We start from the raw sequence: 26,516 nt of genomic DNA, 5'->3' as shown, positions 1-26,516 counted from the left end.
CTCGGGAATCAGTCCAGCGTGCTGACGTAGAGCGATACGGCCTTGATCTCCAGTTCGGTCAGCTTCGACGCGATCGAATGCATGACTGCGTTGTCGTTGGTGCGCTCGCGCTGGCCGAAGGATTTCAACTGGCTCTCGATGTACTTGGGCACCTGTCCGGCGAGCCTGGGCAACTGGTCGGTGCCGAGCCCCCGCTCGCCATGACAGGAAGCGCAGGCGGGCACGCCCGATTCCTCGTTGCCACGATGAAACACGAAGCGCCCCACGCCGGCGAGTTCGGCGTCGCGTGCCTGGCGTGGCTTGGTCGGCTTGCTTTCGAAGAACACGCCCAGCGCCAGCATTTCTTCGGGCGTGAGGCCCTCCGCCATGCTGGCCATGGTGTCGCTCTTGCGCCGGCCGGACTGGAAGTCCGCCAGTTGCCTGGCGATGTAGTGGTGATGCTGGCCCGCCAGCCGCGGATACAGGGCCGACGTGCTCTCCCCGTCCGCCCCATGGCACAGCGAACAGCGCCCGGCGCTGATCTGCGCGGCCCGCTCCAGATCGACTTCGGGCAAATCTGCGGCAGCTGCAGCAAAAGATAAACAGCAGGCAAAGCCTGCCGTCGACACGGTCTTCTTCCACATTTTCATCGTTCCCCCATGGCGCTCTGCGGCAAGAGAATCAAACCCGGCACGAGGGAAAATATCAGAATCCATCGCAGCGCTGAATGCGGCCTGTCGTGCAGGACCAGCCGAGCTCCAGCATCCACGGCGCCTGTGTCTGCCGCAGCGCCGCCTCGACGTAGGCAACCATCGGCTGGGGCAACTGCTTGCGTGCGCACCACACCATGTCGTCGCACTTGGCGGGCTCGAGGTTCTCCGGTTCGCCGTTCCAGCGGGCCGCACGCACGAAGAAGTCGATGCGATTGGTGTCCGACAGGCGATGCACCACTCCCAGCCATTCCAGATCGCGCTCGAACACCGACAGACCGGTTTCCTCGCGCAGTTCGCGCATTGCGGCAGCAAGGACCGATTCGCCCGGCTCGACGTGTCCGCCGGGCAGGCTGTAGCGCCCGTCGAAAAAACCCGTGCCGGCGCGGCGCAGCAACAGCACCCGGCCTTCGCGCTCGCAGACGACGTGCACGCCCGTCGGAATGCCCGGATGCTGCATCAGTGCTTGCCGGTACTGCCGAAACCGCCGGCGCCGCGCTGGCTGGCGTCGAAGTCGTCGACGACATTGAAGCCGACCTGCAGCACCGGCACCACCACCAGTTGCGCGATGCGCTCCATCGGCTGGATGGTGAAGCTGGCACGCCCGCGATTCCACACCGAAACGAAGATCTGGCCCTGATAGTCCGAATCGATCAGGCCGACCAGGTTACCCAGCACGATGCCGTGCTTGTGGCCCAGCCCGGAACGCGGCAGCACCATCGCCGCCAGGCCCGGATCGGCCAGATGGATCGCCAGCCCGCTGGGCACCAGCGTGGTTTCCCCCGGATGCAGGGTAATCGGCGCCGGCAGGCAAGCCCGCAGGTCGAGGCCGGCGGCTCCGCTGGTGGCGTAGGCCGGCGGATGCGCCTTGAGCCGTTCGTCGAGCAGTTTCACGTCGATGCGATGCATTTTTTTCTCCTTGGCCGGCGCCGCAGCGCACGTCCGGTGTTCAGGGCAGGCCTCAGCGCCCCGCTGCTTCCAGCAGGCCGGCCAGGTGCTCGACGATGCCGCGGGCGAGCTCGGCTTTCGGCGCCCGCGGCAGCGGATGGCGGCCGCCATCGTCGTACAGCACGACCACGTTGTCGTCCGAGCCCATGCCGTCCTGCACCAGGTTGCCCACCAGCATCGGCAGGCGCTTCTTCTGCCGCTTGCCTTCGGCGTAGGCATCGAGATCCCGGCTTTCGGCGGCGAAACCGACGCAGAAAGGCGCATCCGGCAAGGCCGCGATTTCGGCCAGGATGTCCGGGTTCTGGGTCAGTTCCAGCGTCAGGATGCCATCCTTTTTTTTCATCTTGTGCTCGGCGACTTCCAGCGGCCGGTAGTCGGCCACCGCGGCGACGCCGATGAACACGTCCGCCCCCGGCAGTGCGGCAAGCACAGCCTCGCGCATGTCACGCGCACCGGCCACGGCAAGCCGCCGGACGCCGGCCGGCACCGGCAACGCGACCGGCCCGCTCACCAGCACGACCTCGGCGCCCGCCTGGGCGCAGGCGCGCGCCAGCGCGTAGCCCATCTTGCCCGAGCTGATGTTGGTGATGCCGCGCACCGGATCGATCGCCTCGAAAGTGGGCCCGGCGGTCAGCACGACCTTGCGGCCGGCCAGACGCTTGCTCACGAAATACGCTTCCAGATGTTCGAGCAGTTCCTCGGCTTCGAGCATCCGCCCCATGCCGACCTCGCCGCAGGCCTGCTCGCCCGCCACCGGGCCGAACAGCGTGACGCCATCACCGCGCACCAGCGCCACGTTGCGCTGGGTGGCCGGCGCTTCCCACATCTGCCGGTTCATCGCCGGCGCGACGATCAGCGGCACGTCCCGCGCCAGGCACAGCGTGGTCAGCAGATCGTCCGCCCGTCCCTGGGCGAGCCGGGCGATGAAGTCGGCCGTCGCCGGCGCCACCAGGATCGCATCGACGTCGCGGCCCAGATCGATGTGCGCCATGTTGTTCGGCATGCGCGCATCCCACAGGTCGCTCCAGACCGGGTTGCCCGACAGCGCCTGGAAAGTGACCGCGGTCACGAAGCGCGCACCCGCCTCGGTCAGCACGACGTGTACGTCCGCTCCCGCCTTGCCCAGCAGCCGCACCAGTTCGGCCGCCTTGTAGGCCGCCACGCCGCCCGTCACACCGACGACGATCTTCCTGCCCTGTAGTGTATTCATGACATCAGCTTATAATTCCGCAGCACCGCGCTGCACTCGACGACAACCCCGGGCGGAAGCAGCCTGCCGGAGAGCCCGCATCTTCGGCAATCAGCCTTCCCCGCCAGCCTGAAGGAACCCGCGTCCATGGCAATCACCGACTGGCCAGCCGACGAACGCCCCCGCGAAAAGCTCCTCGCACGCGGCGCGGGCGCCCTGTCCGACGCCGAACTGCTCGCCCTGTTCCTGCGCGTCGGCATCCGGGGCCATACCGCGGTCGATCTCGCACGGCAGTTGATCGGCCATTTCGGCTCCCTGACCCGGCTGTGTTCGGCCAGCGCGAGCGACTTCGCCGCGCTGCCCGGCATGGGGCTGGCGAAGTATGCCCAACTGCAGGCCGTCATGGAACTGGCGCGGCGCGCGCTGGGCGAAACGCTATCCGAGCGCGCGCTGTTCGATTCGCCCCAGGCCGTGCGCGACTGGCTGGGCCTTCGGCTCGGCCATCTGCCGCACGAAACCTTCTGCATCATGCTGCTCGACGCCCGCCACCGCCTGATCGAGGCGGTGGACCTGTTCCGCGGCACTTTGACGCAGACCAGCGTCTACCCGCGCGAAGTCGTCAAGCTCGTGCTGTCGCGCAACGCCGCCTCGGTGATCCTCGCCCACAACCATCCGTCCGGCGCCTCCGAGCCCAGTACGGCCGACGAAGTGCTGACCCGCACGCTCAAGGATGCGCTTGCCCTGATCGACGTCCGCGTTCTCGACCACTTCGTCGTCCCCGCGCACGGCAAGCCGGTCTCGTTTGCCGAACGCGGCTTGCTTTGAGATGGAAAATCGGTTCCAATGCCGGCCCCACGAAAGCAATTCCCCGCACCCGGCACTTGCCTTCCTGATCCAGGATGCAGTATCCTCGTGCGTTTTCCGCAATCAGAATTCCCTGGAGCATCGTATGGCTCGCGTCTGCCAAGTGACCGGTAAAGCACCGATGGTGGGAAATAACGTTTCCCACGCCAACAACAAAACCAAGCGCCGCTTCCTGCCCAACCTGCAAAACCGCCGGTTCTGGAGCGAGAGCGAAAACCGCTGGATCCGCCTGCGCGTTTCCAATGCCGGCCTGCGCACCATCGACAAGAAGGGCATCGACGTCGTCGTTGCCGAGCTTCGCGCCCGCGGCGAGAAGCTGTAAGCAACAACACTAAACGGAGAACGCCATGGCCAAGGGCATCCGCGAAAAGATCAAGCTCGAATCCACCGCCGGTACGGGGCACTTCTACACCACGTCGAAGAACAAGCGCACCACCCCGGAAAAGCTCGAATTCAACAAGTACGATCCCGTTGCTCGCAAGCACGTGCCGTACAAGGAAATCAAGCTGAAGTAAGCTCGCCGAAGCCGGCACGGCAGGCGCCCCGGAAGCACCAAGGGCACAGGCTGGCGGAGCAAGCGAATCAAGGCAGAAGGGCCATCGATCACTCGATGGCCCTTCTGCTTTTTGCATCCGGCGCTGCTTCAGATCGAACGAACGATGAAGCAGAAATGATGTCTGCCGGATACGACTCCAGCGTCTCCGGCTTCAGGCGCGCTGGATGTTGGACGCCTGCTTGCCCTTGGGTCCCTGCGTAACCTCGAAGGAAACCTTTTCGCCTTCCTTCAGGCTCTTGAAACCGCTCATGTTGATGGCGGAGAAGTGCGCGAACAGATCCTCGCTGCCATCATCGGGCGTGATGAAACCGAAACCCTTGGAATCGTTGAACCACTTCACGGTACCAGTTGCCATATTGCTTCGTTCCTTCAAGGTTGCTTGATGCGGCCGTCCCCGGCCGGGTATTGCGGCGCCGCCAGCAACTTGAAGAAGCCTCGACGGAAAGCACCCCAAAGCGACTCCGGGGAAGGCGTCGTATCAAGCCAAGACTGCGCACGGCCTCGTTTTTACGCAGTTGCCCGAAGAGCGTCAACGGTCTGGTCACGGCATTTTTTTGCGGCAGCGCAACAGCCAAACCCCTTGAAATTCACGGAAAACGACCCAGCTATCTTGAGCGGCAAGGGCTCCAGGGCTTTTTCGCAGCGCACGATCGACACTTCATCCCTGCGTGGCCGCACCGGCAAAGGCACGGCCGGATTCGCGCCAGCCACGATAGGTGTCAGAAAGTTCGCTCATCGTGTTTCTCCTGTGTTGCACTCCGCAATGACTTCATTAGAATGGTTTTCATGGGTACCCGGAAACAAGATGAATTCGTCCTCGAGGCGAAGCGGACGCGCACCCGTCCCCCACCGATGTACAAGGTGCTTCTGCTCAACGACGACTACACGCCAATGGATTTTGTGATCGTCGTTCTGCAGAAATATTTCGGCATGGATCGCGAACGTGCCACGCGAGTCATGCTCCAAGTTCACAGAGAGGGCATGGGGGTGTGCGGCGTCTTTCCCCGGGACATCGCATCGACCAAGGTCGAGCAGGTCGCCTCGTTTGCTCGTCAGCATCAACATCCGCTGGCATGCGTGATGGAGGAAAATTGAATGATCGCGCAAGAGCTTGAAGTGAGCCTGCACATGGCCTTCGTGGAGGCACGTCAGAAGCGTCACGAATTCATCACCGTCGAGCATCTGCTGCTCGCCCTGCTGGACAACCCGTCGGCGGCCGAAGTGCTGCGCGCGTGTTCGGCAAACATCGACGAGCTGCGCCAAGAGTTGGGCAATTTCGTCAATGAGCACACGCCGCGCATCGAAGGCAGCGACGAGATCGACACCCAGCCGACACTCGGCTTCCAGCGTGTCATCCAGCGCGCCATCCTGCACGTGCAGTCGTCGGGCAAGAAGGAAGTCACCGGCGCGAACGTGCTGGTGGCGATCTTCGGCGAAAAGGACTCGCACGCCGTCTATTACCTGCAGCGCCAGAACATCTCGCGCCTGGACGTCGTTAACTTCATCTCGCACGGCATCGCCAAGAGCCCGCCGCAGGGCAGCGGCGCGCAGAACCGCAGCGAATCGGACCAGAATGCCGACCAGGAACAGGACGAGAAGTCCGCCGGCGGCGCGCTCGAAAGCTACACCCAGAACCTGAACCAGCAGGCACTGGTGGGCAAGATCGACCCGCTGATCGGACGCGAGAAGGAAGTCGAGCGCGTCATCCAGACCCTGTGCCGGCGGCGCAAGAACAACCCGCTGCTGGTCGGCGAGGCCGGCGTCGGCAAGACGGCGATCGCCGAAGGCCTGGCACGCCGCATCATCGAAGGCCGCGTGCCGGAAATCCTCGAGAATGCCCAGGTGTTCGCCCTCGACATGGGCGCCCTGCTCGCCGGCACCAAGTACCGCGGCGATTTCGAGCAGCGCCTGAAGGCCGTGCTGAAACAGCTCACCGAAAACCCGAACGCCATCCTGTTCATCGACGAGATCCATACCCTGATCGGTGCGGGCGCGGCCTCGGGCGGCACGCTGGACGCTTCCAACCTGCTGAAGCCGGCGCTGTCCTCGGGCCAGTTGAAGTGTATCGGCGCGACCACCTACAACGAATTCCGCCAGATCTTCGAGAAGGATCACGCCCTGTCGCGGCGCTTCCAGAAGATCGACGTCGTCGAGCCCTCGGTGGCCGAAACGGTCGAGATCCTGAAGGGGCTCAAGAGCCGCTTCGAGGAACATCACGGCATCAAGTACAGCAATTCGGCACTGTCGAGCGCCGCCGAGCTGTCGGCCAAGTACATCAATGACCGCCATCTGCCGGACAAGGCGATCGACGTCATCGACGAGGCCGGCGCTGCGCAGCGCATCCTGCCGAAGTCGAAGCAGAAGAAGACCATCGGCAAGAACGAGATCGAGGAGATCGTCGCCAAGATCGCCCGCATCCCGCCACGCACCGTGTCCAACGACGACAAGGCCGCACTGAAGACGCTCGACCGCGACCTGAAGAACGTGGTGTTCGGCCAGAACGCCGCGATCGAGGCGCTGGCGAAGGCGATCAAGATGTCGCGCTCGGGCCTCGGCAACCCTCAGAAGCCGATCGGCTCCTTCCTGTTCTCCGGCCCCACCGGCGTCGGCAAGACCGAAGTCGCACGCCAGCTCGCCTACACGCTGGGCATCGAACTGGTGCGCTTCGACATGTCCGAGTACATGGAACGCCATGCGGTCAGCCGCCTGATCGGCGCGCCGCCGGGCTATGTCGGCTTCGACCAGGGCGGCCTGCTGACCGAGCAGATCACCAAGAAGCCGCATTGCGTGCTGCTGCTCGACGAGATCGAGAAAGCCCATCCGGACATCTACAACATCCTGCTGCAGGTCATGGACCACGGCACGCTGACCGACAACAACGGCCGGCAGGCGGATTTCCGCAACGTCATCATCATCATGACGACCAATGCGGGCGCCGAGTCGATGCAGAAGGCGGTGATCGGCTTCTCGGCCAAGCGCGAGGCGGGCGACGAGATGGCCGACATCAAGCGCCTGTTCACGCCGGAGTTCCGCAACCGGCTGGATGCGATGATCTCGTTCAAGGCGCTGGACAACGAAGTCATCCTGCGCGTGGTCGACAAGTTCCTGATGCAGCTCGAAGCCCAGTTGCACGAGAAGAAGGTCGAAGCGCACTTCAGCGACGAACTGAAGGCCTGGCTGGCCGAAAGGGGTTTCGATCCGCTGATGGGCGCCCGTCCGATGGCGCGCCTGATCCAGGACACGATCCGCTCCGCGCTGGCCGACGAACTGCTGTTCGGCCGCCTGGTCAATGGCGGCAAGGTCAGCATCGAGCTCGACGAGGACGAGAAGGTCAAGCTGGTCTTCGAGGAAGCGGAAACCGCCGCGACCGCCTGACACCCGCTCACCGCCGGACGGCGCCTCCCTTTGCGGGAGGCGCCGTTTTTTTGTCCGCCGGGCCGCCCCAACGCAAAAAGCGCCCCCCTGGGGGGCAGCGAGCCCGCGAAGCGGATGAGCGTGGGGGCATTTTTTGTGCGGCCCCTATCGCAACATCGGCGCGACACGGGCACATATCCCCCGCCTCCCGCATGCCACGACACAGGACACTGGACTATCATGCGCGCTGCCAGCGACAAGCACCCCATCGACAAGGAGCAGACATGAACCTCCAGACAGCCGATCTGTGCGACGCCCACGACGACAAGCTCGCCGTCGCCAGCCCCATGTTCCACAGCTACGGCGGCCGCAGCGCCTTCGGCGGCCCGATCAGCACACTGAAGCTCTTCGAGGACAACTCCTTCGTCCGCAAGGCGGTCGAATCCGCCGGCAACGGCCGGGTACTGGTCATCGACGGCGGCGCCTCGATGCGCTGCGCGCTGGTGGGCGACCAGCTCGCCGAACTGGCCGTCAGGAACGGCTGGGCCGGAATCATCGTCTACGGCTGCATCCGCGACTCGAAGGCCATCGGCGGCATGGATCTCGGCGTCTTCGCCCTCGGCACCCATCCGCGCAAGACGGTCAAGCGCAATGTCGGCGAAGTCGATGTGCCCGTGAGCTTCGGCGGCGTGAGCTTCGTGCCGGGCCACCACGTCTATGCCGACGAGGACGGCGTCGTCGTGTCCGAAACCGCCCTGCTCTGACGCAGAGCTTGCACGGAACCCCAGCGAGACGCGGGTTCCGTAAGACCACAGGCGCCGCAGTGCAGCACCGGGATCTAAAAATTCATTTCACAGGATTCACTTTTATTTCACATCCCGGAAAGAAAAAAGCAAGTCCATGTTTTCATTGCGGAATATTATTTCTTATGTCTTATATAAGACATATTGCTGCTAAGCAGAAACCCTCCTATACTTCTTTCCCATCGACAAGGCGTTTTTCCCTCGAACGCCCTTGCGACGGATACACCGCGACCGGCGCCTGAACCGAGCGCGATGGTTGACACCCTTCTGCACTGAAAAGGAAGCATCATGACTCTGACCCGCGAACAGCAAATCGCCGCTCTGGAAAAGGACTGGGCCGAGAACCCCCGTTGGAAAGGCATCAAGCGCGGCTACTCCGCCACCGACGTCGTCCGCCTGCGCGGCAGCCTGCAGCCCGAATACACGCTGGCCCAGCGTGGTGCCAAGCTGCTGTGGGAACGTGTCAACGGCGGCGCCAAGAAGGGCTACGTGAATGCCTTCGGCGCCATCACCGCGGGCCAGGCCATGCAGCAGGCCAAGGCCGGCCTCGAAGCCGTGTATCTGTCCGGCTGGCAGGTCGCCGCCGACGGCAACACCTCCGAAACCATGTACCCCGACCAGTCGCTGTACGCCTACGACTCGGTGCCGACCATGGTTCGCCGCATCAACAACACCTTCAAGCGCGCCGACGAGATCCAGTGGTCGCGCGGCATCAACCCCGGCGACAAGGAGTTCATCGACTACTTCCTGCCGATCGTGGCTGACGCCGAAGCCGGTTTCGGCGGCGTGCTGAACGCCTTCGAGCTGATGAAGAACATGATTGCCGCCGGTGCCGCCGGCGTGCACTTCGAAGACCAGCTGGCTGCGGTGAAGAAGTGCGGCCACATGGGCGGCAAGGTGCTGGTGCCGACCCAGGAAGCGATCGAGAAGCTGATCTCCGCCCGCTTCGCCGCCGACGTCATGGGCGTGCCGACCATCATCCTGGCCCGTACCGACGCCGAAGCCGCCAACCTGATCACTTCGGATCACGACGCCAACGACAAGCCCTTCCTCACCGGCGAACGCACGCAGGAAGGCTTCTACCGCGTCAAGAACGGCCTCGAGCAGGCCATCAGCCGCGGCGTCGCCTACGCGCCCTATGCCGACCTGGTCTGGTGCGAAACCGGCACTCCGGACCTGGGCTTCGCCCGCGAGTTCGCGCAGGCCGTGCATGCCGCCTGCCCGGGCAAGCTGCTGTCCTACAACTGCTCGCCGTCCTTCAACTGGAAGAAGAACCTCGACGACGCCACCATCGCCAAGTTCCAGGACGAACTGTCGGCGCTGGGCTACAAGTACCAGTTCATCACCCTGGCCGGCATCCACGTCAACTGGTTCAACACCTTCAAGTTCGCCCACGCCTACGCCCGCGGCCAAGGCATGAAGCACTACGTCGAAATGGTGCAGGAGCCCGAGTTCGCCGCCCGCGATCAAGGCTACACCTTCGTCTCGCACCAGCAGGAAGTCGGTGCCGGCTACTTCGACGACGTCACCACCGTGATCCAGGGCGGCTCGTCCAGCGTCAAGGCGCTGACCGGCTCGACCGAGGAAGAGCAGTTCCACTAAGCAGCACGGCTGTCCCCAAGACGAAAGGCCATCCCGCGGGATGGCCTTTTTCCATTCAGGCAGCGCGATGATCAGCCGCGCGGCTCACGCATGCCGCGTTCGCCCTTGCCGGGGCCCCTGTCGCCCTTCTTGCCGAAATCATGGCGTCCCGCCTTCTGGAACTCGGCATCGAACACCGTCTTCTGCGCGCTGCCGAGCGTGGCATAGAAGGTTTCGACCGCCTTGCGGGTCTCGGCCATCTCGGCCAGGCGCAGCTTGCCGGCTTCCTCCATGCGCTGCATGCGCTCGATCGCGGTCGCCGGCCTGGCTTCCGCGCGACCTGCGGCCATGGTCTCCGCCATGCGCTCGGCACGTGCCTTCATCGTGTTCTTGAAGGTCTCGAAAGCGGGCTTCTGCTCCGCACTCAAGGCAAGCGCCAGCTCCAGCCGGGCCATCTGCAGTTCGACGCGCTGGGCCATGCGCTGCTTCATCTGCGCCGGCTCCATCTGCCACCAGCCGGCCTTGCCGCCATGCGGGCCGTGGCCATGTCCGCCCCAGGCAAGCGCGGCCGTGGTGCCGAGGCCGGCGGTGGCGATGACGGCGGCGGCAATCGAGGTCTTCATCCAGGTCTTCATGGTGCTTCTCCTTTCGGTTCGGTTCGTCGTGCCCGTTCGTTCGGGCGACGGAGCCATTTCAACACCACGATGTAAGCCGCGTTTGTCCGCATCCCCCCGGTTTGCAGCCTCGTGTCTCTCGCCCCTGGATTGATACGCTGGGATACAAAAGCAGGTGGGCGGAGGCTTAAGATTCGCCCCATCGAAAACACCGGCACCGATGCGATGAGCCAGCAAGACCACATCCTGATCGTCGATGACGACCGCGACATCCGCAACCTGCTTGCCGACTACCTCGAAAAGCAGGGTCTGCGCTGCACCACCGCAGCCGACGGGCGCGAGATGAAGGCCGCGCTGGAGCAGCACCGGATCGACCTGATCGTGCTCGACGTGATGATGCCGGGCGAGGACGGCCTGACCCTGTGCCGCAACCTGCGCGCGGCCGGCGGCCCGCCGTCGAACATCCCGATCCTGATGCTCACCGCCCGCGGCGACGACATGGACCGCATCCTCGGCCTGGAAATGGGCGCGGATGACTACCTGACCAAGCCTTTCGTGCCGCGCGAACTGTACGCACGCATCCGCGCCGTGCTGCGCCGCACGCGCGCGCTGCCGCCCAACCTCGACGCCGCGCCGCCGGCCAATGCGCGCGAACTGCGCTTCGCCCAATGGCGGCTGGACACCGTCAACCGCCACCTGATCGACACGGCCGGCACCGTCGTCGCCCTGTCCGGCGCGGAATACCGCATGCTGTCGATCTTCCTGTCGCATCCGCAGAAAGTCCTGTCGCGCGACCAGTTGATGGAGCTGACCCAGGGACGCGAAGCGGACGTCTTCGACCGCTCGATCGACCTGCAGGTCAGCCGCCTGCGCCAGCGCCTCGGCGACAACGCACGCGAACCGGCGATCATCAAGACAGTGCGCAACGAAGGCTACGTGCTGGCCACCGAGGTCAGCGTCGTCACTCCGGACGCCTCATGAAACTGCTCTGGCCCCGCAGCCTGTTCGCCCGCCTGATGCTGATCCTGCTGGTCGGCATCCTGGTCGTGATCGCGGTCAGCGTGACCCTCTTCGTCAGCGAACGCGAGCGCATCGGACGCAGCGCGCTGTTCGAGAGCGTGGCCCAGGAGATCGCCGCCACGGCCGACGTGCTCGATCGCCTCGGCCCTGCCGAGCGCGCGCGCTGGATCGACGAACTCGGCCGCCGCCGGCTGCGGCTGGCGCTGCGCGAACCGTCCGAACGCCTGCAGCTGCTGCCAGACGACCACCCCCTGCCGACCGCGCTACGCGCAGCGATGCCGGAGCGGACCACCACGGCCTATGCCCAGGACCGTCCCGGCATGCCGCATGCCGTGGTGGTCGCCGTAGTCGATCTCGCCGACGGCGCTCCGTTGCAGGTCCGCCTGCCCGGCATCCCCCCCTCTCCCCCGATCCGCCCGCCCGAGCCGGACCAGTTGATCGCCGCCCTGGCCGCGCTGGTCGGCGGCGTCGGCCTGCTGACCTGGTTCGCGGTACGACTGGCGACCCGCCCGCTGTCGCGCATGACCGAAGCCGCCCGAGCGCTCGGCGAGGATCCGGAGCGTGCACCACTCGACACCCGCGGCCCGACCGAAGTCAGCCAGGCCGCCCAAGCCTTCAACCAGATGCAGCAGCGCATCCGGGACTACGTCAGCGAGCGCACCCGCATCCTGGCCGCCATCTCGCACGATCTGCAGACGCCGATCACGCGGTTGCGGCTGCGCGCGGAACTGGTCGACGACGATGAACTTCGCAGCCGCATCCAGGCCGATCTCGACAGCATGCAGGCGCTGGTCAAGGAAGGGCTCGCCTATGCCCGCAGCCTGGACGACGCCACCCCTGCGCAGCCGATCGACCTCGACCGGCTGCTCGAAGCCCTGCGCGACGACGCCACCGACATGGGCTGGAAAGTCCGGCTCGACGGCCGCGCCGATGCACCGCTGTCAGCCCAGCCGACGGCCATGCGGCGCGCGCTGTGGAACCTGATCGAGAATGGCGTCAAGTTCGGCGGCGAAGTCGACATCTCCGTCGCCACCAGGCCGGACGCCTTCGAGATCCGCATCCGCGACCGCGGCCCCGGCCTGCCGGACGATCAGCTGGAAAAAGTCTTCGAACCCTTCTACCGGCTCGAAACCTCGCGCAACCGGGAAACCGGCGGCACCGGCCTGGGCCTCGCCATCACCCGCAACCTGCTGCGCCGCCAGCGTGGCGAAGTCCACCTGCGCAATTCGGCCGCAGGCGGACTGGAAGCCACAGTGCTGCTGCCGCGCTCAGGCGACACTGCAGCGCAGCAGTGATTTCCGCACAGGCCTGATCCGGATTTCGCGCACGCGGCGCCCCAATGTGGTTCAATGCCGGGTTTTGTCGCTGCACTGCAACATTTCATGCCTGCTTTCTGGATGCTCGTTTCCTGTCTGCTGTTCGCCTGCATGGGCGTCTGCGTCAAGCTCGGCTCGAGCACATTCTCGACCGGCGAAGTCGTGTTCTACCGCGGCATCGTCAGCGTCGCGATGATGGTCGTGATCGCCAGGCTCAAGGGCATCCGGCTGCGCACCCCCCACTGGCGCATGCACGTGTCGCGCAGCGTGTCCGGGTCGACTGCGCTGAGCTGCTACTTCTTCGCCATCGGCAGCCTCCCGCTCGCGACTGCGGTGACGCTCAACTACACCTCGCCGATCTTCGTCGCCCTGCTGCTGGCGCTGGTCTTCCACGAGAAGCTGCGCTGGACCGGCATGCTCTCGCTGGCGGTCGGCTTTGCCGGCGTCGTTCTGCTGCTGCGCCCGACGCTGGCCGCCGAGCAGTGGCTGGGGGCGGTCGTCGGCCTCGGCTCCGGCGCGATCGCCAGCATCGCCTACATCAGCGTGCGCGAACTGGGGAAGGCCGGCGAGCCGGAAGTGCGCACGGTATTCTGGTTCTCGCTGGTCACGATGCTGTTCGGTCTTGCCGGCGCACTGTATGCCGGCCCGCACCTGCCCGATCTGCAGGAGCTCTTCATCCTGCTCGGCATCGGCGTCTTCGGCGGCCTCGCCCAGCTCGCCATGACCCGTTCCTACAGCTACGGCCACACCATGCTGTCGGCCAACCTCAGCTACGCCACGGTCGTCTTCGCCAGTCTGTTCGGCGCCCTGCTGTGGGACGAAATCATGCCGTGGCTGAGCTGGATCGGCATCGCCTGCATCGTCACCAGTGCGATCATGATCTCGCTGCGCCCGCGCCGCAGCAGCTTGAACGACGGCTGAGGCGTCGGCCGCGAAGTGCGGACCGCCAGCCGGCCCGGCAGCCCCTGCCTGATGGGCCCGGCCAAGCGCCCGCCACTGATTGAGCCGGATCGATGCGGAGGCTATAGTAGTAGGCAACCAGTCCAAGACGACGGAGGCCGCAATGATCAGCATCGAGCACCGCGACAACCTGGTCGCAATCACTGTTTTCGGTGAATTCGCGCTGGCCGACTACAAGGAATTCGAGGAACTGGTCAATTACAAGATCCAGTTCTCCGGACCGATCGACCTGCTTTTCGACCTCCGCGAAATGGCGGGCTTCACGCTCGACGTGGCGTGGGAGGAAATCAAGTTCTCGCGCCAGCATGCCCATGATTTCCGCCGCATCGCCGTGCTGACCGACGACCAGTGGCTGACCTGGAGCGCCTGGGTGTCGCAGCTGTTCGTCGATGCCGAGGTCCAGGTATTCGACGACGAAGCCGAAGCCCGCAGCTGGCTGGACATCACGGCCGAGGCCGCCGAGTGAACGCATCCTATGCGACGCTGATCGGCCCGGCCGAGCTCGCACAACGGCTCCATTCGCCGGACTGGGTCGTGTTCGACTGCCGCTTCGATCTGTGCAATACGGATTTCGGCCTGCACGCCTATCTCGGGCAGCACATCCCGGGCGCCTTCTTCCTGGATCTGGAAACCGATCTCTCGGCACCCCGGACGGGCGCCAACGGCCGCCATCCCCTGCCCGACCCGGCGAAGCTCGCCGCCCGGCTGGAAGCATGCGGCGTCAGCCACCATACCCAGGTAGTCGCCTACGACGACGCCTGCGGCATGTTCGCCGCGCGGCTATGGTGGCTGCTGCGCTGGCTCGGGCACAACCGCGTCGCCGTGCTGGACGGCGGCCTGCAGGCCTGGTGCAGCGCCGGCCTGCCGCTCGACTCGGCCCAGCCCGAAGCCCGGCCCGCCACCTATGCGCTGGCGCTGCGGGCGAATCGGGTCGATGCGAATTTCGTCCTCGGCCATCTGGGCCAGCCGCAGATGCTGCTGATCGACGCCCGCAGCCCGGACCGCTTCCGTGGCGAGAACGAAATGCTGGACCCGGTGGGCGGCCACATCCCCGGCGCCATCAACCGCTTCTTCCGCGACAACCTGCAGCCCGACGGCCGCTTCAAGCAGGCATCGGTACTGCGCGAGGAATTCGGCGCGCTGCTGGGAAACCACCCGCCGCAACAAGTCGTGCACCACTGCGGCTCCGGCGTGACGGCCTGCGTCAACGTGCTGGCGATGGAATCGGCCGGCCTGTCCGGTTCGCTGCTCTACGCCGGTTCGTGGAGCGAGTGGTGTGCCGACCCGGGGCGGCCGGTTGCGACCGGCCCCGCCTGAGGCTCGCCCCAGCCTGAACGCGGCCCGACCTCACTCCCGCGCTGCAGGCCAGGCGTCAGCCGCTCACCAATCGACTTTTTCCACCTGCCCCAGCGAACGGCCGAGGAAACGCTCGCCGATCGTCTGGAAGCGCAGCGGCACGTCGCTGACGACGAAGCGGTAGCGCGCCGCAGCGCCGGCGCCGCGCGCCAGCCCCGCCTGCTGCAGGCGCCGTGCGGCGAATTCCGCCGTCGTCACCGCCGAATCGATCAGCCGCACGTCCGGCCCCGCGACATCGCGCAGCAAGGGTTTGAGCAGCGGATAGTGGGTGCAGCCCAGCACCAGGCTGTCGACCTCCTCGGCCAGCACCGGCCGCAGGTATTCCTGCGCGGTGAGGCGCGTCACCGGGTGGTCGAGCCAGCCTTCCTCGACCAGCGGCACGAACAGCGGGCAGGCCTGGGAATACACCCGCACCGACGGATCGAGTTCGTGCATGCGCCGGGCGTAGGCATTGCTGTTGATCGTGGTCGGCGTGCCGATCACGCCGATGCGCTGCCCGCCCTCCGGCGACACCGCGGCGCGCGCGCCCGCCTCGATCACGTCGAGCACCGGAACGTCGCGCGCCAGGCGATGGACGACGTCGGCCGCGACGGCCGCCATCGTGTTGCAGGCGATGATCAGCATCTTGACGTCGCAGCGCAACAGGTAGTCGGTGATCTGCGCAGTGAACTGCTCGATCGTCGCCACCGACTTGACGCCGTAGGGCACGCGCGCGGTATCGCCGAAATAGACGATGCTCTCCAGCGGCAGGCGCTCCATCAGCGCCCGCACGACGGTGAGGCCGCCGACACCGGAATCGAACACGCCGATCGGGCGTGCGGCATCGGCAGCCGTCATGCTTCGCCGCCCCTCGGGTACAGGCTGCGGTTCAAGCCAGCACCACCGACGCGAACTTGCGCTTGCCGACCTGCAGCACCACTTTCTCGCCCGTGCGCAGCAGCAGGCCCTTGTCTTCGGCACGCTCGCCGTTGATGCGGACCGCGCCCTGATCGATCATGCGCATCGCCTCGGACGTGCTGCCGGTCAGCCCGGCCTGCTTCAGCACCTGGAACAGCACGATGCCTTCGGCGCCGGCGGGCACCGTCACCTCCGGGATGTCGTCCGGAATCGCGTTGCGCTGGAAACGTGCCTCGAAATCGGCCAGCGCGTCCTCGGCGGCCTTCGTTCCATGGAAACGTGTGACCAGTTCCTGCGCCAGCATCACCTTGATATCGCGCGGGTTGCGGCCGCCCTCCACTTCGCGCTTCAGGCCTTCGATCTCGGCCGTGGAACGGAAGGACAGCAGATCGTAATAGCGCCACATCAGGGTGTCGGACACCGACATCGTCTTGCCGAAGATATCCTTCGGTGCTTCCGAAATGCCGATGTAGTTGCCGAGCGACTTCGACATCTTGTTGACGCCGTCCAGGCCTTCGAGCAGCGGCATCATCAGCACGCACTGCGGCGGCTGGCCGTAGTGCTTCTGCAGCTCGCGCCCCATCAGCAGATTGAAGCGCTGGTCGGTTCCGCCCAGTTCCACATCGGTGCGCATCGCCACCGAGTCGTAGCCCTGGCAGAGCGGGTAGAGGAACTCGTGGATCGCGATCGGCTGGTTGTTGCTGTAGCGCTTGGCGAAATCGTCGCGCTCCAGCATGCGTGCCACGGTCTGCTGCGCCGCCAGGCGGATCATGCCGGCCGTGCCGAGGCCTTCCATCCAGCTGGAGTTGAAGCAGATCTCGGTCTTCTCCGGATCGAGGATCTTGAACACCTGCTCTTCATACGTTCTGGCGTTCTCCATGATCTGCTCGCGCGACAGCGGCGGCCGCGTCGTGTTCTTGCCACTCGGATCGCCGATCATGCCGGTGAAGTCGCCGATCAGGAACATGACGTGATGTCCGAGTTCCTGGAAATGGCGCATCTTGTTGATCACCACCGTGTGGCCGAGATGCAGGTCGGGCGCGGTCGGGTCGAAGCCCACCTTGACGCGCAGGGGACGCCCGCTCTCGAGCCGCTCGGCAAGCTCGGTTTCGATCAGCAGCGCATCGCAGCCGCGCTTGATCAGCTCCATGGCGGCCTGAACATCAGTCATTCGATTTCTCCAAAAATATTCTCCCGAATGCAAGGGTACATTTGCTAGAATTCCGGAAATTTTTTGCCGATCCTGGCCCGGGTAAGCTCATGCAGGCGAGAAAGACCAGAATTCTAGCCGAACTGCCGGCACAACTCCTCACCCGTCCCCGCCCCTGGCTGCTTGCAGGCATCGTGGGTGTCTCCATGATGGGCGTCGTGGCAGCAACCGCAGTCGCACCCGGCAACGATACCGCCGGCATCGTCGTGCGCCCGGTGATCGAAACCCTGCCCGCCCCCCGCGTGGCGATCGACACCGAAACCGACCTGCCTTTCGTGCACAGCGAGCGCATCCAGCCCGGTGACTCCTTGCCGTCGCTGTTCCACCGCCTGAATATCGAGGACAGCGAAGCACTGTCCTTCCTGAGCACCTCGGACGAGGGCAAACAGGCCGTCCGCCAGTTGCGCGCCGGCCGCTCGGTCACGGCGATGGTGCATGCCGACGGCCGTCTGGCTTCGTTCAGCCTGCCGGTCGGCAATGGCGAACAGCGCCTGGTGGTCGAACGCAAGGACGATGGCACGCTCCAGCTGCGCGAGTCCGAAGTCGCCGCGCAGAGCACGCTCGTCGAAATGCGCTCGGGCACGATCCGCAGTTCGCTGTACGGCGCAACCGATGCCGCAGGCGTACCCGACAACGTTGCGACCCAGCTTGCCGATATCTTCGGCACCGAAATCGACTTCCATACCGACCTGCGCAAGGGCGACCGCTTCAACGTCGTCTATGAAATGATTTACCAGGACGGCAACGCCGTCCGCGCCGGCCGCATCCTGGCAGCCGAATTCATCAACCAGGACAAGCGCTACGCCGTGGTGATGTACCGCGGTCCGAGCGGCAAGGAAAAGTACTACTCCGATGACGGCCGCAGCCTGCAGCAAGGCTTTCTGCGCTCGCCACTGGAGTTCTCGCGCATCAGCTCGGGCTTCGGCCGCCGCATCCACCCGCTCAACCGCAACTGGCGCGACCACAAAGGCACCGATTTCGCCGCGCCGACGGGCACCCCGGTCAAGGCCACCTCGGACGGCATCGTCGAGTTTGCCGCCACGCAGCGCGGCTACGGCAACATCGTCATCCTGAAGCATCGCGGCAGCATCTCCACCGCCTATGCCCACCTTCACGGCTTTGCCAAGGGCATGCACAAGGGCAAGGAAGTCACCCAGGGTGACATCATCGGCTACGTCGGCTCCACCGGCTGGTCGACCGGCCCCCACCTGCATTACGAAGTCCGCATCAACAGCATCGCCCAGGACCCGATGACGGTCGCACTGCCGATGGCTGACTCGCTGGGCCCCAAGGAACTGGCTGCGTTCCGGCGCGACACGGCCCACCTGCGCAACCGCTTCGCCCTGCTCAACTACGAACTGGCCAGAGCAGACTGAAGCACGGCGGGCAGCAGCGCTGCTGCCCGCCATTCGAATCGGCTGCAAACGAAACGGCTGCGATCATCGGATTCCTTGCGACCGCAGCAGTAAATAATTATCAACATCACTTCCATTAAAAATGCGCTCCTGTTAATGACTGCATCTGTTTGTCATCCACATAACGAGAGCCGCAATGACCTCAACCCGAGCTTCGCGCCCGACACGCCGATCGCGCCCGGCACTTCTGACCCTGGCCTGCCTGGGTACATTTGGTGCTGGCCCCCTGCAAGCGCAGGATGATTCTGCAAACACCCCGACAGCAGCAACCCTGAAGACGGTGACCGTCGACGCCCAGGCCTACGACCCGGACGACGTGCGCCCCGCCACCGTCTCCACCGCGACCAAGACGGCGACGCCGCTGCGCGACATCCCCGCCACCGTCGACACCATCGAAGTCGGCAAATACAAGAGCTACGGCATCAACGACCTCAGCGTCATGCTGGACGGCATTCCCGGCATCGACGCCAGCTACGACATGCGCGGCGAAGGCATCGTGATCCGCGGCTTCGATGCCAGCAGCAGCGACATGTATCGCGACGGCATTCGCGAAAGCGGCCAGGTACGGCGCAGCACCGCCAACATCGAACGCATCGAGATCCTGAAAGGCCCCGCCTCCGTGCTGTACGGGCGCGGCAGCGGCGGCGGCGTGGTCAACATGGTCAGCAAGCAGGCACGCTTCGACGCCATCAGCAGCATCAATCTGCGTGCCGGATCATGGGACAACCGCGGCGGCACCATCGACATCAACCGCATCATCCATCCCAACGTGGTGGTGCGCCTCACCGCCGACCACGAGGAGGCGGACAGCTTTCGCAAGGGCATCGAAAGCCGCAACATCATGTACTCGCCCAGCATCCTCGTCGACACGCACAACGGGCTCAGCTGGCTGGCCCAGTACACGCACGATGACGTGTGGCGTCGCCCCGACCGCGCACCGTCCTACGACAACCTGCCCGACGGCCTTTCCCGTCGCCAGGCGTTTGCCCATCCGGACGACTACGTGAAGGACAGCCTGCGCATGTTCCGTTCGGTGCTGGCCTACGATTTCGCCGATGACTGGTCGGTCAAATGGACCGCGGCTCAGCGCAAGGCCAACCAGGACTTCGACCACCTGTATGCAGGCAGCTACTGCAATCTTGAGGGCCGGCTGAGCAACGGCCGTGCATGCAGCAATCCGGGCAAGATGACGTTCACACGGGCGTGGCAGGTCACCTCGAACGAAACCAGGACCCACACGCTGGATCTCACCGGGAAGTTCGACACCGGCCCGATCAAGCACGACATCCTGGTCGGCGTCGAATACACCGACGAACTGCGCCATCCGCGCCTGGCCACCTCCGGAGCCACATCCGACCCTTCGCTCGCCTACCCGCTCGCGATCGACCCGTTCAACCCGGTATGGTCGCTGCCCAAGACGCCACGCGGAGCGGCACCGACGAACAATGAACACAAGGCCAGCGCAGTGGCGCTGTACGCGCAGAATCTGATCACCTTGACGCCGCAGTGGAAGCTCCTGCTCGGCATCCGCCAGGACGACTACGAGTTCAAGTCGACCAATCTCAACACCGGCGACTCACGCAAGTACGACGGCCGCACCACAAGTCCGCGTGCCGGCCTGATCTGGCAGCCCGTCGATGAGCACAGCCTGTACGCGTCGTACAGCCGCAATTTCGCACCTTACGGCGGCAACGGCTTCCTCGGCGTCAGCACCAACGAGAATGCCGTATTCAACGAAGAACCCGAGCGCAGCGAACAATACGAGATCGGCATCAAGAGCGACTGGCTGGACGGCCAGCTCAGCAGCCAACTGGCGGTGTACGACCTCACGCTGCTCAACATCCGCTATCGCCCCGACCCCGAGAACGATCCCTACACCTGGGCGGTCGGTCGCAAGGAACGCACCCAAGGCGTGGAGTTCAGCCTCACCGGGCGTGTCAGCCGGCACTGGTACGTGCGCGGCGGCCTCGGCTACCAGGAGCCCAAGGTCGTCAAGGACGTCACCACCCCGGCCAACGAAGGGAAGTACAAAGCCAGCCGCTCACGCAAGAACGGCAACTTCTTCCTGCGCTACAGTCCCAACGACAGCTGGTACGGCGAAGTCGGCCTGACCTACAAAGGCCCCTACTACACCGCGATCGACAACCTCTATGAGCGCTCCGGCTATACCCGCTGGGATGCGCTGATAGGCTATCGCGGCCTGCCGTGGAACATCACGCTGGCCGTCACCAACCTCACCGACAAGGACTATTGGCGCTCCAGCAGCATGCCCGGCACGCCGCGCACCGTGCTGCTGAACGCCAGCTATCTGTTCTGACACCGGCCCCAGCCAAGCGAAACGGGGGCGCCAAGGCGCCCCCGCTTTGTTCCTGCGGCCGGAGACTGCTCAGGCCGAAAACGACGAACCGCAGCCACACGTGCTGGTGGCATTCGGATTGCGAATCACGAACTGCGAGCCCTCGAGGCCTTCGGTGTAATCGATCTCGGCGCCGACCAGGTACTGGTAGCTCATCGAGTCGATCAGCAGCATCACGCCATTCTTCTCGTAGGTCGTATCGTCCTCATTCACCTCCTCGTCGAAGGTGAAGCCGTACTGGAAGCCCGAGCAACCGCCGCCGCTGACGAACACGCGCAGCTTCAGCTCGGGATTGCCTTCTTCCTCGATCAGCTCGCGCACCTTGTTGGCCGCGCTGTCGGTGAAGACCAGGATGTCGGGGGTTGCGACTTCTGCGCTCATGGTTTCTCCTCTGTAGGGGATGCGGCGGATGATGGGCCCATCCGCTCTGCGCTTGAAAGGTTCGGATCGTGTTCCGTGCCCGAGGTTCCCGTCAAGGACTGACCGGGACGATGTCCAGCCCGGCTTCCTCATCGAAACCGAACATGATGTTGAGGTTCTGCACCGCCTGACCGGCCGCCCCCTTGACGAGGTTGTCGATGACCGACAGCACGACGATGGTGTCGCCGCCCTGCGGACGATGAACCGCGATGCGGCACAGATTCGACGCCCGCACCGAGCGCGTCTCAGGATGGCTCCCCGCCGGCATCACGTCGACGAAAGCCTCGCCCGCATAGCGCTGCTCGAACAAGGCCTGCAGGTCGGGCAGTTCGATACCCTGCCTGATCCTGCCATACAAGGTGGCATGGATGCCGCGGATCATCGGCGTCAGGTGAGGCACGAAAGTCAGGCCCACCGCCTGCTTCGCCGCGAGCGACAGGCCCTGGCGGATTTCCGGCAGATGGCGGTGCCCCGGCACGCCGTAGGCCTTGAAGCTGTCGGCAGCCTCGGGTAACAGCGTATGCACCTCCGCCTTCCGCCCCGCACCGGACACGCCGGACTTGGCATCCGCGATCAGGTGATCGGTATCGATCAGGCCGGCTTCGACCAGCGGCAGGAAGCCGAGCTGGACGGCAGTCGGGTAGCAGCCCGGGTTCGCCAGCACGCGCGCCTTGCGGATCTGCTCCCGGTTCACTTCGGGCAGGCCATACACCGCCTCGGCGACCAGTTCGGGCGCGGCATGCTCCATGCCGTACCACTTCTGCCATTCGGCCACGTCGCGGATGCGGAAATCGGCGGCCAGGTCGATCACGCGGACACCGGCGGCGACGAGTTCCGCCGCCTGCTTCATCGCAATGCCGTTGGGCGTGGCGAAGAACACCGCGTCGCATTTGTCGAGCGCGGCATCCTGCGGTGCGACGAACTTCAGATCGACACGGCGGCGCAGGCTCGGAAACATCTCGGCGACCGGCATGCCGGCTTCGCCGCGCGACGTGATCGCGGTCAACTCCACCTGCGGATGACGCGAAAGCAGGCGCAGCAACTCCACGCCCGTGTAACCGGTACCGCCGACAACACCTACCTTGATCATCTCGATTCCTTTTTGCGAGTCAGGACCTGGCATCGATTATCTCACCCCGGCGGCCAAGGACAATGAAGAAGCGATGAAGCCGAACTGTCGCGTCCGGCACACGAACACCCGGGATATCCTCGACTGCGGCAGGGGAATGCAAAAAAGCAAAAAGCCGCCCCTCGGGGCGGCTTTCCGCATGCAGCCAGAAGCGATCAGCGCTTCGAGAACTGCTTGGCACGGCGCGCCTTGCGCAGACCGACCTTCTTGCGCTCGACTTCACGGGCATCGCGGGTCACGAAGCCGGCGACGCGCAGTTCGCCCTTCAGTTCGGCGTTGTAGTCGACCAGCGCACGGGTGATGCCGTGACGCACGGCACCGGCCTGACCGGATTCGCCACCACCGGTGACATTCACCATGATGTCGAACTTGCCTTCGTTGCCGGTCAGGACCAGCGGCTGGCGCACGATCATGCGGCCGGTTTCACGCGAGAAGAACTCGTCGACCGGCTTGCCGTTGACGACGATGTTGCCGGTGCCCGGCTTGATGAACACACGGGCAACCGCGGTCTTGCGGCGGCCGGTTCCGTAGTTGTAAGTCACAGCCATTTATCGGCTCCTGTCAGATCTCGAGAATTTGCGGCTGCTGAGCGGTGTGCGGATGCGACGGACCCGCATAGCACTTCAGCTTCTTCAGCATGGCGTAGCCCAGCGGGCCCTTCGGCAGCATGCCCTTCACCGCCTTCTCGAGCACGCGCTCGGGGAAGCGCTGCTGGAGCTTGGTGAAGTTGGTTTCGTAGATACCGCCCGGGTAACCCGAGTGACGGTAGTACTTCTTGTCCTGCGCCTTGTTGCCGGTCACGCGCAGCTTTTCGACGTTGACGACGACGATGAAGTCGCCCGTATCAACGTGCGGAGTGTAAATGGCCTTGTGCTTGCCACGCAGACGGCGGGCGACTTCGGCGGCAAGACGGCCAAGCACCTTGTCCGTGCCGTCGACAACGAACCAGTCGCGCTTGACCTCGTGCGGCTTGGCAGAAAACGTCTTCATGTAAAACCTCGATTTTTGTCAGGCCGGACACATTCAGGCCGTCAAACGGAAAGCTCGCAAGCTTAATGGGAGCACTACTCCCGTGTCAATCACTAAACGAAGCACCGATAGCATTCGAGCAGTGCAGGCGAAAAAAAACGCAGTCCGCGAGGACTGCGTTAAATCCACACCAAAGGAGGAGGGTGGAGGAGACACCATTTGGATCGGCGCGTCGTTGTTGCCGCGTCAGCGATCCGACTGAGGTGCATTATCCAGACTCCACCCCGCCCCTGCAAGCGGAATTTTGTGCATTGCACTATAAATGTTTTGATTTTTTGATAAGACAGGCTTATCAAGCTCCATTTGATTGATTTTCATCGTTTTTTTACTGCCATAAGGTGGCTGCGGCTTCCGATGAAGGGGTGCTCGCTCCATCTTCATAAGCTTTATTTGTGCACTGCAAGAATACGGCTCCGTATTGTCTCATACGATGGCCGCGCTGACAGACCCGCACGCCCTGGAAACCTTCACCCGCCTGCTCTCCGGTAGAATCCGCGCCAACAGCGCCCGGCCCTCCTCGGCGGTTCACAGCTCTCGAACAGGAAAGAAAGACATGGAATGCACGATCAGATGGTCCGACGGCATGAGCTTCATCGCCGAAACCGGCTCAGGCCACCTCGTCACGATGGATGGCGCGCCGGAAGCAGGCGGCCGCAATCTCGCACCACGGCCGATGGAACTGATGCTGGCCGGCGCAGGAGGCTGCACGGCCTTCGACGTGGTGCTGATCCTCAAGCGCGGCCGCCACGACATACGCGGCTGCAGCGTCCGCCTGGAAGCCGAGCGGGCGGACGCCGACCCCAAGGTGTTCACCCGCATCCGCTTCATCTACACCATCACCGGACGCCAGTTGAAACGCGAAGCGGTCGAACGCGCCATCCACCTGTCCGCGGAAAAATACTGCTCTGCTTCGATCATGCTCGGCAAGACCGCGGAAATCACCCACGAGTGCGAGATCGTCGAGGCGGACTGAGCTTCGTAGAGCCGTCACTCCGAGCGGCGAAGCAAGGTGGACTGGCCGCCCGCTGGCGCTCGGTTACCCGGGTTCAGATGCGGTAGGTCAGCGTCGTCATCACCTTGGAGGCGAGCTTCATCGCCCCCTTCACCGGCGTGGGCAGTTCATGCCCGCCCAGCCGGATCGCCATTTCGGCATGCTCGGCCTCGTCGAGCTTCATCTGCTCGACGACCGCACGCGATTTCTGGTCGTTTGCCGGCAAGGTCTCGAGATGTCCCTTCAGATGGTTTTCGACCTGGCGTTCGGTTTCGGCTAGGAAGCCCAGATTCCAGCGGTCGCCGAAACGGCCCGCCAGCAGGCCGAGGCCCAGCGCGCCGCCGTACCACAAGGGATTGAGCAGGCTCTTGCGGCCGCCGAGCTCGGCGATGCGGCGCTCGGTCCATGCGAGGTGCTCGGTTTCCTCCTGGGATGCCTGCCTCAGCGCATCGCGCAGCGACGGATCCCTCGACATCAGCGCCTGGCCCTGATACAGCGCCTGGGCGCAGATCTCGCCCACATGGTTGATCCGCATCAGCGCCGCGGCATGGCGACGCTCCGCCTCGTCAAGCTCCGCCTCGGGCAGGCCTTCGCCCGGGACTGCGCGAATGCTGCGCGCCGGCGCGAAGACCGTGCGCAGCGCCTTATCGAATTCGATGATGGCGGTATCGATCATTATCGGACTCCGTAAGTGCTGGAGCGGTGCAGCGGATTGCGCAACAGGCGCAGCGCATGTTCGAGATCGCGCGGCGCGGCCGGCCCGTCGCAGAAATGCTCGTACGCCAGCGCTGCCCGCGGACGATTGTAGTTATTGTCACTGATCGGCTGCCAGTCGCTCTTCTTCATCGGCGTCCATTCGCCGTTCCGGCGCCCGCTGGCGTAGATCCGGCGTTCGCCGGTAGCGCAGCGCAACCCTTCGTAGGTGATGTTCTCCGCGCCGCCGGGCGTGCGTACCACCAGGGTGTAGCGGACCACGCGATCCTCGCCGACGCTGACGCTGCCTTCATCGACGAAGAAGCTGTTCGGCGACGCACTGCTGACGAAGAAGGCCCGCAAGCGGGCATCGTCCACCGGCGGCGGCATCGTCACCTCGACCTCCTTCCAGTCGGGATCCTCGTCGAACAGCAAGCCCCCCAGGGCACTGCCGGAAACCAGGGTCAGCGCGGCAAGCCCCGCGCCGACGGTACTACGTACACGTGAATTCAATCCCAGCAGCCTCCAGGGAGATGAGATAGCCTCAGTCAGGGCCTCAGCGCTGCGACGCACCGAGGACCACCGGCACCGGCCGCTCGGGTTCGGGCAGGCGGTAGCTTTCCGGCAGATCGAAGTTGCGCGACCGGAACAGCACGCGCGCCAGTTCGACGAGTGCCATCTGATACACCTGCCGCTTGAACTCGATCACCGCCTCCAGCGGCACCCAGTAATTGCTCCATCGCCAGGCATCGAATTCCGGGTGCGAGCTCGCACGCAGGCAGACATCGGAATCGCGCCCCACCAAGCGCAACAGAAACCAGATCTGCTTCTGTCCACGATAGGTGTTGCGCCATTCGCGCCGTATCCAGTGCCGCGGCACTTCATAGCGCAGCCAGCCCCGCGTGCGGCCGAGGATCTTGACGTGCTCCGGACGCAATCCGACTTCCTCGAACAGTTCCCGGTACATCGCCTGCTCCGGCGATTCGCCGTGCTTGATGCCACCTTGCGGAAACTGCCAGGAATGTTCGCGGATGCGCTTGCCCCAGAAAACCTCGTTGCGCGCATTTACCAGAATGATGCCGACGTTCGGGCGAAAGCCTTCACGATCAAGCATGACTAACCTTCA

The 26,516-nt window shown here is 64.6% G+C and carries 31 protein-coding genes; 15 read left to right on the top strand and 16 right to left on the bottom strand.

The genetic code is table 11. The features are described 5' to 3' along the window. Positions 1-8 precede the first annotated feature (8 nt). The 4 genes from NX068_RS14185 to coaBC form a co-directional block, all read right to left on the bottom strand. Positions 9-623, bottom strand: coding sequence for a c-type cytochrome (locus NX068_RS14185; protein ID WP_263461912.1), 615 nt, complete (start codon positions 621-623; stop codon positions 9-11). Between the two features lie 61 nt (positions 624-684). Beyond that, the gene (locus NX068_RS14180; RefSeq protein WP_263461911.1) at positions 685-1,149 is read right to left on the bottom strand and encodes an NUDIX hydrolase; all 465 of its coding nucleotides are present in this window, start codon (positions 1,147-1,149) and stop codon (positions 685-687) included. After that, positions 1,149-1,598, bottom strand: a complete 450-nt coding sequence (gene dut, locus NX068_RS14175) for a dUTP diphosphatase (RefSeq protein WP_263461910.1) — start codon at positions 1,596-1,598, stop codon at positions 1,149-1,151. Before dut ends, NX068_RS14180 begins: the two co-directional genes overlap by 1 nt. 52 nt (positions 1,599-1,650) lie before the next feature. Beyond that, positions 1,651-2,847 (bottom strand): bifunctional phosphopantothenoylcysteine decarboxylase/phosphopantothenate--cysteine ligase CoaBC, encoded by a 1,197-nt coding sequence (gene coaBC, locus NX068_RS14170; RefSeq protein WP_263461909.1) that lies wholly within the window; start codon positions 2,845-2,847, stop codon positions 1,651-1,653. 126 nt (positions 2,848-2,973) lie between these two features. On the opposite strand from coaBC, the gene radC reads away from it, so the two are divergent. The 3 genes from radC (at position 2,974) to rpmG (ending at position 4,205) form a co-directional block, all read left to right on the top strand. Further along, positions 2,974-3,651: a RadC family protein gene (radC, locus tag NX068_RS14165; protein WP_263461908.1), complete on the top strand. Its 678-nt coding sequence runs from the start codon at positions 2,974-2,976 to the stop codon at positions 3,649-3,651. A 124-nt stretch (positions 3,652-3,775) separates the two neighbouring features. Beyond that, positions 3,776-4,012 (top strand): 50S ribosomal protein L28, encoded by a 237-nt coding sequence (gene rpmB, locus NX068_RS14160; protein WP_153166427.1) that lies wholly within the window; start codon positions 3,776-3,778, stop codon positions 4,010-4,012. A 25-nt stretch (positions 4,013-4,037) separates the two neighbouring features. Then, the gene (rpmG, locus tag NX068_RS14155) at positions 4,038-4,205 is read left to right on the top strand and encodes a 50S ribosomal protein L33 (protein WP_068636144.1); all 168 of its coding nucleotides are present in this window, start codon (positions 4,038-4,040) and stop codon (positions 4,203-4,205) included. Positions 4,206-4,397: 192 nt separating this feature from the next. On the opposite strand, the gene NX068_RS14150 is transcribed toward rpmG, so the two are convergent. Then, a complete protein-coding gene (locus NX068_RS14150) occupies positions 4,398-4,601 on the bottom strand; it encodes a cold-shock protein (RefSeq protein WP_002924494.1) in 204 nt (67 codons plus the stop codon). 431 nt (positions 4,602-5,032) lie between these two features. On the opposite strand from NX068_RS14150, the gene clpS reads away from it, so the two are divergent. The 4 genes from clpS to aceA all read left to right on the top strand — a co-directional run bounded on the left by clpS (position 5,033) and on the right by aceA (position 10,005). After that, entirely contained in the window at positions 5,033-5,341 is a 309-nt protein-coding gene (gene clpS / locus NX068_RS14145; protein ID WP_068636212.1) for an ATP-dependent Clp protease adapter ClpS, read from the top strand. Beyond that, positions 5,342-7,621 carry an ATP-dependent Clp protease ATP-binding subunit ClpA gene (clpA, locus tag NX068_RS14140; protein WP_263461907.1) on the top strand — a complete coding sequence of 760 codons (2,280 nt, stop codon included), beginning with the start codon at positions 5,342-5,344 and terminating at the stop codon, positions 7,619-7,621. 263 nt (positions 7,622-7,884) lie between these two features. Further along, a complete protein-coding gene (gene rraA, locus NX068_RS14135) occupies positions 7,885-8,364 on the top strand; it encodes a ribonuclease E activity regulator RraA (RefSeq protein WP_263461906.1) in 480 nt (159 codons plus the stop codon). A gap of 327 nt (positions 8,365-8,691) precedes the next feature. Continuing rightward, positions 8,692-10,005, top strand: coding sequence for an isocitrate lyase (gene aceA / locus NX068_RS14130; protein WP_263461905.1), 1,314 nt, complete (start codon positions 8,692-8,694; stop codon positions 10,003-10,005). Positions 10,006-10,076: 71 nt separating this feature from the next. Here aceA and NX068_RS14125 read toward each other — a convergent pair whose 3' ends face one another. After that, on the bottom strand, positions 10,077-10,619 hold the full coding sequence (locus NX068_RS14125) for a Spy/CpxP family protein refolding chaperone (protein ID WP_263461904.1): 543 nt from the start codon (positions 10,617-10,619) through the stop codon (positions 10,077-10,079). 204 nt (positions 10,620-10,823) lie between these two features. Between NX068_RS14125 and NX068_RS14120 the strand changes: the two genes are divergently transcribed. The 5 genes from NX068_RS14120 (at position 10,824) to NX068_RS14100 (ending at position 15,211) form a co-directional block, all read left to right on the top strand. Further along, positions 10,824-11,579, top strand: a complete 756-nt coding sequence (locus NX068_RS14120) for a response regulator (protein WP_263461903.1) — start codon at positions 10,824-10,826, stop codon at positions 11,577-11,579. After that, on the top strand, positions 11,576-12,913 hold the full coding sequence (locus NX068_RS14115) for an ATP-binding protein (RefSeq protein ID WP_263461902.1): 1,338 nt from the start codon (positions 11,576-11,578) through the stop codon (positions 12,911-12,913). Before NX068_RS14120 ends, NX068_RS14115 begins: the two co-directional genes overlap by 4 nt. 87 nt (positions 12,914-13,000) lie before the next feature. After that, positions 13,001-13,855 carry a DMT family transporter gene (locus NX068_RS14110; RefSeq protein WP_263461901.1) on the top strand — a complete coding sequence of 285 codons (855 nt, stop codon included), beginning with the start codon at positions 13,001-13,003 and terminating at the stop codon, positions 13,853-13,855. A gap of 142 nt (positions 13,856-13,997) precedes the next feature. After that, the gene (locus tag NX068_RS14105; RefSeq protein ID WP_263461900.1) at positions 13,998-14,360 is read left to right on the top strand and encodes a SpoIIAA family protein; all 363 of its coding nucleotides are present in this window, start codon (positions 13,998-14,000) and stop codon (positions 14,358-14,360) included. After that, positions 14,357-15,211, top strand: a complete 855-nt coding sequence (locus tag NX068_RS14100; protein WP_263461899.1) for a sulfurtransferase — start codon at positions 14,357-14,359, stop codon at positions 15,209-15,211. Before NX068_RS14105 ends, NX068_RS14100 begins: the two co-directional genes overlap by 4 nt. Before the next feature lie 63 nt (positions 15,212-15,274). Here NX068_RS14100 and murI read toward each other — a convergent pair whose 3' ends face one another. After that, positions 15,275-16,087, bottom strand: a complete 813-nt coding sequence (gene murI / locus NX068_RS14095; protein ID WP_263461898.1) for a glutamate racemase — start codon at positions 16,085-16,087, stop codon at positions 15,275-15,277. A gap of 31 nt (positions 16,088-16,118) precedes the next feature. Next, complete coding sequence (tyrS, locus tag NX068_RS14090) at positions 16,119-17,318, bottom strand: tyrosine--tRNA ligase (RefSeq protein WP_263461897.1); 1,200 nt, start codon at positions 17,316-17,318, stop codon at positions 16,119-16,121. Between the two features lie 188 nt (positions 17,319-17,506). Here tyrS and NX068_RS14085 point away from each other — a divergent pair, with 188 nt between their 5' ends. Further along, positions 17,507-18,733 carry a M23 family metallopeptidase gene (locus NX068_RS14085; protein ID WP_442806747.1) on the top strand — a complete coding sequence of 409 codons (1,227 nt, stop codon included), beginning with the start codon at positions 17,507-17,509 and terminating at the stop codon, positions 18,731-18,733. Positions 18,734-19,052: 319 nt separating this feature from the next. Continuing rightward, positions 19,053-21,089 carry a TonB-dependent receptor gene (locus tag NX068_RS14080; protein WP_263461895.1) on the top strand — a complete coding sequence of 679 codons (2,037 nt, stop codon included), beginning with the start codon at positions 19,053-19,055 and terminating at the stop codon, positions 21,087-21,089. 69 nt (positions 21,090-21,158) lie between these two features. Here the strand turns inward: NX068_RS14080 and erpA are convergent, their stop codons facing one another. The 5 genes from erpA to NX068_RS14055 form a co-directional block, all read right to left on the bottom strand. Continuing rightward, positions 21,159-21,509, bottom strand: coding sequence for an iron-sulfur cluster insertion protein ErpA (erpA, locus tag NX068_RS14075; RefSeq protein WP_263461894.1), 351 nt, complete (start codon positions 21,507-21,509; stop codon positions 21,159-21,161). A 91-nt stretch (positions 21,510-21,600) separates the two neighbouring features. Then, positions 21,601-22,638 carry an N-acetyl-gamma-glutamyl-phosphate reductase gene (argC, locus tag NX068_RS14070; RefSeq protein ID WP_263461893.1) on the bottom strand — a complete coding sequence of 346 codons (1,038 nt, stop codon included), beginning with the start codon at positions 22,636-22,638 and terminating at the stop codon, positions 21,601-21,603. Between the two features lie 194 nt (positions 22,639-22,832). Further along, positions 22,833-23,225, bottom strand: a complete 393-nt coding sequence (rpsI, locus tag NX068_RS14065) for a 30S ribosomal protein S9 (RefSeq protein ID WP_263461892.1) — start codon at positions 23,223-23,225, stop codon at positions 22,833-22,835. Between the two features lie 13 nt (positions 23,226-23,238). Continuing rightward, the gene (gene rplM / locus NX068_RS14060; RefSeq protein ID WP_068636128.1) at positions 23,239-23,667 is read right to left on the bottom strand and encodes a 50S ribosomal protein L13; all 429 of its coding nucleotides are present in this window, start codon (positions 23,665-23,667) and stop codon (positions 23,239-23,241) included. 225 nt (positions 23,668-23,892) lie between these two features. After that, positions 23,893-24,024, bottom strand: a complete 132-nt coding sequence (locus NX068_RS14055; protein WP_263461891.1) for a hypothetical protein — start codon at positions 24,022-24,024, stop codon at positions 23,893-23,895. Between the two features lie 235 nt (positions 24,025-24,259). Between NX068_RS14055 and NX068_RS14050 the strand changes: the two genes are divergently transcribed. After that, positions 24,260-24,679 (top strand): OsmC family protein, encoded by a 420-nt coding sequence (locus NX068_RS14050; protein ID WP_263461890.1) that lies wholly within the window; start codon positions 24,260-24,262, stop codon positions 24,677-24,679. Positions 24,680-24,752: 73 nt separating this feature from the next. On the opposite strand, the gene coq7 is transcribed toward NX068_RS14050, so the two are convergent. From coq7 to NX068_RS14035, 3 genes are read right to left on the bottom strand one after another with little or no spacing between them, the layout of a single operon-like run. Further along, complete coding sequence (coq7, locus tag NX068_RS14045) at positions 24,753-25,373, bottom strand: 2-polyprenyl-3-methyl-6-methoxy-1,4-benzoquinone monooxygenase (RefSeq protein WP_263461889.1); 621 nt, start codon at positions 25,371-25,373, stop codon at positions 24,753-24,755. After that, a complete protein-coding gene (locus NX068_RS14040; RefSeq protein WP_263461888.1) occupies positions 25,373-25,903 on the bottom strand; it encodes a CNP1-like family protein in 531 nt (176 codons plus the stop codon). Before NX068_RS14040 ends, coq7 begins: the two co-directional genes overlap by 1 nt. A 43-nt stretch (positions 25,904-25,946) precedes the next feature. After that, positions 25,947-26,504 carry an RNA pyrophosphohydrolase gene (locus NX068_RS14035; RefSeq protein WP_263461887.1) on the bottom strand — a complete coding sequence of 186 codons (558 nt, stop codon included), beginning with the start codon at positions 26,502-26,504 and terminating at the stop codon, positions 25,947-25,949. Positions 26,505-26,516 lie beyond the last annotated feature (12 nt).

The organism is Thauera carbonicopians, from assembly GCF_025699485.1.
Lineage (GTDB): Bacteria > Pseudomonadota > Gammaproteobacteria > Burkholderiales > Rhodocyclaceae > Thauera.
The sequence above is the reverse complement of the archived record's forward strand: the minus strand, read 5'-3'. Positions and strand labels throughout refer to the sequence as shown.